The sequence below is a fragment of the Acinetobacter sp. YH12218 genome (assembly GCF_013417925.1).
GTDB classification, from domain to species: Bacteria; Pseudomonadota; Gammaproteobacteria; order Pseudomonadales; family Moraxellaceae; genus Acinetobacter; species Acinetobacter amyesii.
Genome location: NZ_VPDB01000091.1, coordinates 1 through 9,407 on the forward strand (window position 1 = coordinate 1; position 9,407 = coordinate 9,407).

Here is a 9,407-nt window from a genome sequence, read left to right on the forward strand (position 1 = left end):
TGGAGCGACAATTGATGTAATTCGAGAATACATCCAAAACCAAGAGAGACCCGACTGAAAAGGCGTGCTATCCATCTCCATCTAAATCACAGATTATAGATGGAGAATTCCGCACATTTAGTTAAAACATAAGAGCTTTTGCCCTTTAGTTTACCCACTAAATTAGACACTGAATGTTTAGGGTGAACACTTACAAGCATGTGAATATGATCATCCTCGCCATTAAACTCAATGAGTTCACAATTCATTTGCAAGCAAGTTTCTTTCATAATCTCTTTTAAAGAAGTCAGTATTTCCATTGTTAATACATCTCTTCGGTATTTTGTAACAAATACTAGATGAACAATATTGTTAAAAATACATGATCTACCTGTTCTCCACTCGTACATATTAACCACACACTAGATTTACATTGATCTTATTTTGAGCAAAAATAAGCTTGTTCACTAGAGGTTTTTTAATTGCTATCAGGCATCAGATTAAGGGCATATCCAACTGAACATCAAAAACTAATTTTAAGTCAGTGGATGGGTTGTGCTCGTTTTATTTGGAATGCCAAATGTGATGAAGATAAATACTATCGTGGTTTTGCTCGCAAATTCACACCATACAATCACTATTATGAAACCCAAGATCAGAAATATTCTCACTTTAAATCGAATGAATTAAGCTCTTGGCTTGCAAACTGTCCTAGCACCATTCAAAAGAACTCAACCGTAAATTGGTTTAATACGCTCAAAAAATCCATTAAGGGTGTGTGTGGACGACCAAGACGCAAAAAAAAATCAGACAAAGGTTCTGTCCATTTAACATCTGATTTATTTGAGTTTCGAGTAGAAAACAATAAGCGTAAATTATTTATTGGCGGTAAGAAATTCAATATCGGAGCTTTAAATTTTAAAGCTCATGCTGAGTTTAAAGAGCCAAAATCCATCCACATTAGCAAAGAACGAGGTCAATATTTCATTGGCTTCTGTTATAAAGATGATGTGGAAGTTGCAGAATTTGACGGTAAAAAATTCAACGCTGATAAATACTCAGAAAAGCACCTCAAACGCTTACGTGACATGAATGAGGAACACCTACAAAAGGTGGTTGTTGGTATAGATCGTGGTGTCACCATCCCTGTTCATGCAGGACATGAGCAATTCGATTTCAGTAAAGAACAAAAGAAACATTTAAGTAAAGCAGATCGTTATATTAAACGATTGCAAAAAAGACTTGCTCGACAAGTAAAAGGCTCAAATCGTAGAGCCAAGATTAAACATCGACTTGCTGTGCATCATGCAAAAAAAGCCAATATCCGTAAGGATTTCGCTCATAAAACAAGTCGAAGTTTGGTTAATGGATTTGGTCAGGTATTTATTTTTGAGAAACTAAATACCAAACAGATGACCAAAAAGCCTAACCCCAAGAAAGATGAGTTCGGACGTTTTGTTCCAAATAAGGCTAAAGCTAAAGCAGGGTTAAACAAAGCTATTCTTAATGTTGGATGGCACAGAATTTCAGAATTCTTAACGTATAAATCAGTCAAATTAGGTAAGGCTGTATTTACAATTCATGCTTCTTACACAAGTCAGGAGTGCGCTTCATGCGGTCACACTCACCACGACAATCGCAAAAGCCAAGACAGGTTTAATTGCGTGAGTTGTGGACATGCTGATAATGCAGATCACAATGCATCAATTGTTATTAAGAACAGAGCAATTAAATTAGTTTTAGACTGTGGAACACAGTTGGATGGTAATTATTTATCATCTAGTGGGCGTAGAGGTGTTCGTAAGACGACTAGAGGTGTCAAAACTTCTTTTCGCAGTACCGTAGAAGCGTCAAAAGAGATGTGTGCAACTTAGGTTGCACTACAAAAACTCGGTTGCTTTAGCTCCGAGTAGTTCATTTAAGCATTAAGTGATCAGGCTTTTTCGTTATAATAGATCCCAATTTACATTCTGATTAAAAGCTGATTATGACTGTTCGTACTCGTATCGCACCTTCTCCTACTGGTTTCCCGCATGTTGGGACTGCTTATATTGCATTATTTAACTTATGTTTTGCGAAGCAACATGGCGGTGAATTTATTCTTCGCATTGAAGATACAGACCAACTGCGCTCTACGCCAGAATCTGAAAAAATGATTTTAGATTCATTGCGTTGGTTAGGTTTGAACTGGTCAGAAGGTCCAGATGTGGGTGGTCCTCATGCACCATACCGCCAATCTGAACGTATGGACATTTATAAACAATATGCTTTGGAACTGGTTGAAAAAGGCCATGCATTCTACTGCTTTGCAACAGCAGAAGAACTCGATCAAATGCGTGCGGAACAACAAGCACGTGGTGAATCACCGCGTTATGACGGTCGTGGCTTAAAACACACTGCAGAAGAAGTGGCACAGCGTTTGGCTGCTGGTGAACCGCATGTCATTCGTATGAAAGTGCCTGAAGAAGGAATTTGTAAATTTAACGACTTACTACGTGGTGAAGTCGAAATTCCTTGGGCGCAAGTCGACATGCAGATTCTACTGAAAACCGATGGTTTACCGACGTATCACTTGGCAAACGTGGTTGATGACCATTTAATGGAAATCACTCACGTGATTCGTGGTGAAGAATGGATTCCATCTGCGCCTAAACACCAATTATTGTACAAATATTTTGGTTGGGACATGCCTGTGCTTTGCCACATGCCACTGTTACGTAACCCAGATAAATCAAAACTGTCTAAACGTAAAAACCCAACCTCAATTAACTACTACAAAGACATCGGCGTTTTACCAGAAGCATTATTGAACTATTTAGGCCGTATGGGCTGGTCAATGCCAGATGAAAGTGAAAAATTCACTTTGGCTGAGATGATTGAACACTTTGACATTCAACGTGTATCACTAGGCGGTCCGATCTTTGATGTTGAAAAGCTAAACTGGTTAAATGGTCAATGGATTAAAGGTTTAACACCGGGTCAATTGCTCGATACCCTACTGGCTTGGAAATCAGATCGTAATACCTTGGAAGAAATCGCCGCTGCGATTCAACCGCGTATTAATTTATTGTCTGAAGCAGTGAATTGGGCAGGTTTTTATTTCAACCAATTCCCAACACTCAGCAAAGAACAGTTTGAAAGCAAAAAATTGACCGAAGAACAAGTTCGTCAAAGCCTTCAATTTGCCATTTGGCGTCTAGAAAGCATGTTCACTTGGAACAATGATACTGTCAGCCAAACGCTTATGGATTTGGCGAACCAAATGGATATTAAACTTCGTGACTTCATGCCAACCTTCTTTATTGCTATTGCAGGTTCAACATCTTCGACACCGGTTATGCAATCGATGGTAACCATTGGTCCTGATTTAACCTTTGCTCGCTTACGTCATGCGCTTGAAATTGTGGGCGGTCCGAGTAAAAAAGAAACAAAAGCATGGGAAAAACTCAATGAAAGCCTAAAACTGCCGAAAAATGATGCAGTTGATGAAGCTTAATTGATTTTTTAGTTGACGGATGGGCGTTATCCCCCTAATATAGCGCCCATACCGAGAGATGGTGTCAACCAACTCTAAGTTGCCTCAAATTGTCCCTATCGTCTAGAGGCCTAGGACATCGCCCTTTCACGGCGGTAACCGGGGTTCGAATCCCCGTAGGGACGCCATATTCAAGGTGATGCAAATCATCTTATAAAAAACCCAAGCATTCTGACTTGGGTTTTTTATTGCCTAAATTTTATCTGATTTAAATTTACGGTATTTTTGCTTTCTGCGTCATTCTGATTAAAATAAACCATAGATTAAAATTATGGAGTTGCAATGCAATACCGTTGCCCTAAATGTCAAAGCCCTAAAATTATGCCTCTTGCGCAAGCAGGCCAGCCTGTTGCTCGTCCTGTCGTGCCTAAAAGCCTGATTATCCTCATCCCTGCGGTATTTATTCTTTTACTGTTGGTGATTATCAGCATCGCAATGTGGATTTTTGGTGACGGTGCAGGTGCTACATTACAAACTGCGACTGTTGTTGTATTTATTGCTTGCTTGATTGCTGGCTTCATGTTCTATCGCGACCTGCCAGATTTTAAAATCTCAATGCAAGGTTTTATGCAATCACAGAAAAAATGGAAATGCCGCGAATGTAATCATGAGTGGGAAATCTAAGCCGGCCATTTAAATTACATCAGCATTAGTGCTGATGTGATTCATCATGAGAATGCGCGTGATCATCTTGATGATGCCCATGTGCATGATCAGACTTTTGGGTATGTTGGTGTACCACACATTCATCTTCTTCGATTTGTAATGTCATCTCCGTGATTCCATGTTCATGTTGCAACATTTCAATCGCCTCAAAATATAAGGCATTACGATCGGCTTCAGGTGCAAAGAGATGAACTGTCAAATGCACATTCTTTGATGTTATTGCCCAGACCTTTAACTGGTGAATACTCTCTACCCCATTGAGTGCCAATAAATCATTGCGTAACTTTTCTATGTCAATTTCTTCAGGCACGCCTTCTAATAAAATATTGATACTTTGTTTGAGTAAAATCCAAGTCCTTGGTAAAACCCAAAAGCCAATGAGCACCGCAATTAGTGTATCGACCCACATCCAGCCCGTAAAATAAATAATCGCTGCACCAATAATTACACCAACCGAACCTAGGGCATCACTCAACACTTCTAGATACGCCCCCTTCACATTCAAGCTTTCTTGTGAACTGGAAAATAAAATACGCATCGAGATTAAGTTAATGATCAAACCAATAACGGCGACCATCATCATGCCCATACTTTGAATTTCTGGCGGTGTTGAAAAGCGCTGATAGGCCTCATACAAAATATAAATCGCCACCACAAATAGCATCAAGGCATTAAACAAGGCTGCCAAAATTTCAAAACGCTGATAGCCAAAGGTGCGTTTGTTGTCAGCAGGAAGCTTGCCAATTTTGATCGCGACCAATGCTATGGCAAGGGCTGCGGCATCGGTGAACATATGTGCCGCATCTGACAATAGCGCCAAACTTTGCGTCATAAATCCTGCAATGACTTCAATAATCAAAAACGTCGTGGTCAGTGCTAAGGCAAAACTTAATTTTTTGACATTCCCTTCCGTCACAACGGCATGGCTGTGGTCATGCCCATGATGCTCACTCATTATTTTCTGACCTTTATAAATTATATATTCTTCAGTCTTGAGCTTAACAGGTGCAGTAAACGTAATAAAATTACATTATTCAACCTTCAGTACTACGTTTTACCTTCAAACTTTAAAACTGCTTTTTTCAGCATCTACTTTCAATTTATTAAAAATAATTTTTCGCGATCTAGATGACTGAAATCACTTATAAATATTTTTCAATACCTATTCACATATCATGACAAGCATGCTAATTTTCATCTTAAGTGTGATCTGTTTAAAACAATTAAATCATTCATCGCAGCGCACGAATGACTGCAATTAATATTTTTATTAATCAAGTGGTTATATTTAGAAACAAGGAGTTTAACAATGATGATACAAGCTCTGAAAAAAATCTATGCACTGTTGTCACAACAGATGAATCCAAAGTTGCAAGGAATGCATCTTTCGATTCCAGAAGCCGAAGGTGATTACGCCCAAGGGACTTATTTTGAAATTCTTGCGGCTCAACACCATCAAGACTTTCTCAGTCACCATACTATGGATTCAGCAGACCAATCCCCTACTGACTATCGCAATGCCATGTGGAATTTTTTAAGTGCCGCATTAAAAGGTCATAAAGATGCCCAATATCGCTTAGGTCTCGGTTATTTACGTGGAGAACTCGGCTTAGACCGCAATTATGAACTTGCAGAGCTTTGGCTCAGTAAAGCGGCTGCACAAGGCCATGAACAAGCAGACTACGTCTTACATCATGCCTATGAAGACATTGTCGTATAGTCATTGCATTCTAAGTAATAAAAAACCAGCCCGCAGGCTGGTTTTTTTATTTTAAAACTGGAACTTAGTTGCCAATTTTGCGGTATTTTTGACGCTTTGCAACTAGGTCATCACCATCACGTTTACGACGGTATTCTTCAAATTCATGGTAGTTACCCGTGAAGAATTCAGGGGTTTCACCTTCAAATGACAAGATGTGCGTTGCAATACGGTCGAGGAACCAACGGTCATGCGAGATCACCATTACAGTCCCTGGGAATACCAGAATGGCATCTTCAAGCGCACGTAAAGTTTCGATATCCAAGTCGTTTGATGGTTCATCGAGTAAGATAACGTTTGCGCCCATTTGCAGGATTTTCGCAAGTTGTAAACGGTTACGTTCACCACCTGACAATTGACCTACACGTTTTTGCTGATCTTGACCTTTGAAGTTAAAGCGACCGATATACGCACGAGATGCGATTTCGTATTCACCAATTTTCAAGATATCTAAACCGCCAGAAACTTCTTCCCAAACAGTTTTGTTGTCATCTAAGGTGTCACGAATCTGACCAACATAAGCCACTTTAACAGACTCACCCAGTGTAACTGTACCTGTATCTGGTTGTTGTTCGCCTGTCATCATACGGAATAATGTGGTTTTACCCGCACCGTTTTCGCCCACAATACCTACAATTGCAGCAGGTGGTACAACGAACGATAAATCTTTATAAAGTGTACGGTCACCAAAGGATTTACTAATACCTTCAACTTCTACAACCTTGTTACCTAAACGTGGACCAGGTGGAATGTAGATTTCAGACGTTTCGTTACGCTGTTGGAATTCGCGTGAGTTAAGCTCTTCAAAACGCTCCATACGCGCTTTGTTTTTCTTTTGCTGACCTTTGGCATTTGAACGAACCCATTCAAGTTCTTTTTTCAATGCTTTAGCAAAAGATTCTTCTTGCTTCTGTTCTTGCTCTAAACGAGCATTTTTCTGCTCTAACCAAGAAGAGTAGTTGCCTTGGTATGGAATACCCATGCCGCGGTCAAGCTCAAGAATCCACTCTGCCACGTTATCCAAGAAGTAACGGTCATGGGTAATCGCAACGATCGTACCTGGGAAATCTTTCAAGAAACGTTCTAACCAAGATACTGATGAAGCATCCAAATGGTTCGTCGGTTCATCTAGAAGTAGCATGTCTGGTTTAGACAATAACAAACGGCAAAGTGCAACACGACGGCGCTCACCACCAGACAACTTAGATACATCTGCATCCCAAGCTGGAAGATTCAACGCTGCAGCAGCCTGATCCATTTGGTTGACAATGTTATGTGCATCCCATGAATGGATAATCGCTTCTAACTTCTCTTGTTCTTTTGCAAGTGCATCAAAGTCAGCATCTTCTGCTGCATATTCTGCAAACACTTCATCAAGACGCGCCAAAGCATCCAACGGTTCACGTAAACCGTCTTCAACGTTACCACGAACGTCTTTGCTTTCATCCAATGGCGGCTCTTGTTCAAGGTAACCAATTTTGATACCCGGTTGAGCACGTGCTTCACCTGAGAAATCTTTATCTACGCCCGCCATAATACGAAGCAAGGTAGATTTACCTGCACCGTTTAGACCAAGCACACCAATTTTTGCGCCTGGGAAAAATGATAAAGAGATGTCTTTCAGGATTTCGCGCTTAGGCGGAACCATCTTCGACACACGGTTCATCGTGTAAATATATTGGGCCACTTAGGACTCCTCAATAGTCAAAACATATACGGAACAACACAAAGTTGCCCCTGCTCAATTGAGCGAAAAAATAATCGGCTATTATACGCATAAAGTCGTGAAAAAATAAGGTTTCGCACACGCCTTCAATGCATTGTTACAAGTTTAATGGCGAACAAAATTTAAACATGCGTTTTTAAGCATGATTTCGCTCATCTTTAGCTGAAAATTTTTCAACAATATGAATAATTATGATATTAATTTTAGAAATAAAGCACTTTTATTCATATATAAAAATGATAGACTGTTTAAAAACTAGCTCACTTAGATGAAGTAATCATGACATATAAAGACGAAACTTTAGCAATTCACGCGGGGTATACACCGGAGCCAACCACCAAAGCGGTTGCGGTGCCAATTTATCAAACCACTTCATATTCCTTCGATAACACACAGCATGGTGCTGATTTATTTGACTTAAAAGTTCAGGGTAATATTTATACCCGCATCATGAATCCAACCACAGCGGTACTTGAACAGCGTGTTGCAGCACTCGAAGGCGGTATTGGCGCTTTGGCCTTAGCCTCTGGTATGGCTGCCATTACATATGCGATTCAAACTATTGCTGAAGCAGGCGACAATATCGCTTCAGTTTCGACCTTATATGGCGGCACATATAATCTGTTTGCCCACACCCTGCCGAAACAAGGCATTGAAGTTCGCTTCTTTGATTATCAAAACCCTGAAGCGCTGCGTAGCCTCATCGATGACAAAACCAAGTTGGTCTTTGTCGAATCTATTGGTAACCCATTGGGCAATATTATTGACCTCGAAGCAATTTCGAAAATTGCGCACGAATATGGCATACCTGTGGTGGTCGACAATACCGTTGCTACTCCTGTCCTGCAAAAATCATTTGAATTTGGTGCCGACATTGTGGTGCATTCATTGACCAAATATATTGGTGGTCATGGTAATTCGATCGGCGGCATCATCGTCGATAGCGGCAAGTTCCCTTGGGGCAAATATCCTGAACGCTTTAAATCACTGAATACCGCTGATCCAAGCTACCACGGGGTGAATTATGTCGAAGCCTTAGGTGAAGCAGCCTACATTGCTCGTGCGCGCGTGGTACCACTGCGTAATACGGGCGCTGCGATCAGCCCGAACAATGTGTTTTTGATCTTACAAGGTTTGGAAACCTTAAGCCTGCGCATGGAACGTCATACAGAAAATGCGCAAAAAGTGGCTGAATATTTACAAGCGCATCCAAAAGTAAAATGGGTTAACTACGCTGGCCTAAAAGACCACCCACAACATGCTTTGGCGCAAAAATATGTCAAAGGCAAACCATCTGCGATTCTTTCATTCGGCGTTCAAGATGGCCTTGCAGGTGGCACACGTTTCATCGATGCCTTGCAGTTGTTTACTCGCCTTGTGAATATTGGTGATGCCAAAAGTTTAGCCTGCCATCCTGCGACCACGACACATCGTCAACTCAATGAAGATGAACTCAAAGCAGCGGGGGTCAGCATTGATATGGTTCGTTTATCGATTGGGATCGAACATGCGGATGACTTGATTGCAGACTTAGAGCAAGCCTTAGCTGCTGTTTAAACCATAATTGCACAATCCACAGGTCTTATTTTTAAGGCCTGTTTTTATTTCCATTTCATTTGACATACTCCCACCACCAAGCTAAGAGCTATGGTGGGGGAATCTTTGCGACCCATGCAATCTTAGAGATTGCACCTTTCGATACCGCACTGCGCTGACAGTATGGCGGTACAGGAACTCTTTAT

7 protein-coding genes, 1 tRNA gene and 1 pseudogene are annotated in these 9,407 nt (G+C 40.7%); 6 read left to right on the forward strand and 3 right to left on the reverse strand.

The genetic code is table 11. The features are described from left to right. Positions 1-116 precede the first annotated feature (116 nt). A pseudogene (tnpA, locus tag FTV03_RS16030) lies at positions 117-389 on the reverse strand (IS200/IS605 family transposase); the annotation flags it as partial. Between the two features lie 72 nt (positions 390-461). Here tnpA and FTV03_RS16035 point away from each other — a divergent pair. The 4 genes from FTV03_RS16035 (at position 462) to FTV03_RS16050 (ending at position 4,138) form a co-directional block, all read left to right on the forward strand. Then, positions 462-1,853, forward strand: a complete 1,392-nt coding sequence (locus tag FTV03_RS16035) for an RNA-guided endonuclease TnpB family protein (protein WP_180042166.1) — start codon at positions 462-464, stop codon at positions 1,851-1,853. 113 nt (positions 1,854-1,966) lie between these two features. Beyond that, positions 1,967-3,475: a glutamate--tRNA ligase gene (gene gltX, locus FTV03_RS16040; protein WP_168378189.1), complete on the forward strand. Its 1,509-nt coding sequence runs from the start codon at positions 1,967-1,969 to the stop codon at positions 3,473-3,475. A 91-nt stretch (positions 3,476-3,566) separates the two neighbouring features. Continuing rightward, positions 3,567-3,642: transfer RNA gene (locus FTV03_RS16045), tRNA-Glu, on the forward strand. A gap of 154 nt (positions 3,643-3,796) precedes the next feature. After that, on the forward strand, positions 3,797-4,138 hold the full coding sequence (locus FTV03_RS16050; protein WP_180042168.1) for a hypothetical protein: 342 nt from the start codon (positions 3,797-3,799) through the stop codon (positions 4,136-4,138). A gap of 25 nt (positions 4,139-4,163) precedes the next feature. Here FTV03_RS16050 and FTV03_RS16055 read toward each other — a convergent pair whose 3' ends face one another. Beyond that, positions 4,164-5,135 carry a zinc transporter gene (locus FTV03_RS16055; RefSeq protein ID WP_180042170.1) on the reverse strand — a complete coding sequence of 324 codons (972 nt, stop codon included), beginning with the start codon at positions 5,133-5,135 and terminating at the stop codon, positions 4,164-4,166. A gap of 354 nt (positions 5,136-5,489) precedes the next feature. Here FTV03_RS16055 and FTV03_RS16060 point away from each other — a divergent pair, with 354 nt between their 5' ends. Beyond that, positions 5,490-5,900 carry an SEL1-like repeat protein gene (locus tag FTV03_RS16060; protein ID WP_180024277.1) on the forward strand — a complete coding sequence of 137 codons (411 nt, stop codon included), beginning with the start codon at positions 5,490-5,492 and terminating at the stop codon, positions 5,898-5,900. A 64-nt stretch (positions 5,901-5,964) separates the two neighbouring features. On the opposite strand, the gene ettA is transcribed toward FTV03_RS16060, so the two are convergent. After that, on the reverse strand, positions 5,965-7,626 hold the full coding sequence (ettA, locus tag FTV03_RS16065) for an energy-dependent translational throttle protein EttA (RefSeq protein WP_180042172.1): 1,662 nt from the start codon (positions 7,624-7,626) through the stop codon (positions 5,965-5,967). 318 nt (positions 7,627-7,944) lie between these two features. Here ettA and FTV03_RS16070 point away from each other — a divergent pair, with 318 nt between their 5' ends. Continuing rightward, positions 7,945-9,222, forward strand: coding sequence for an O-acetylhomoserine aminocarboxypropyltransferase/cysteine synthase family protein (locus FTV03_RS16070; RefSeq protein ID WP_180042174.1), 1,278 nt, complete (start codon positions 7,945-7,947; stop codon positions 9,220-9,222). The last annotated feature ends 185 nt before the right edge of the window (positions 9,223-9,407 follow it).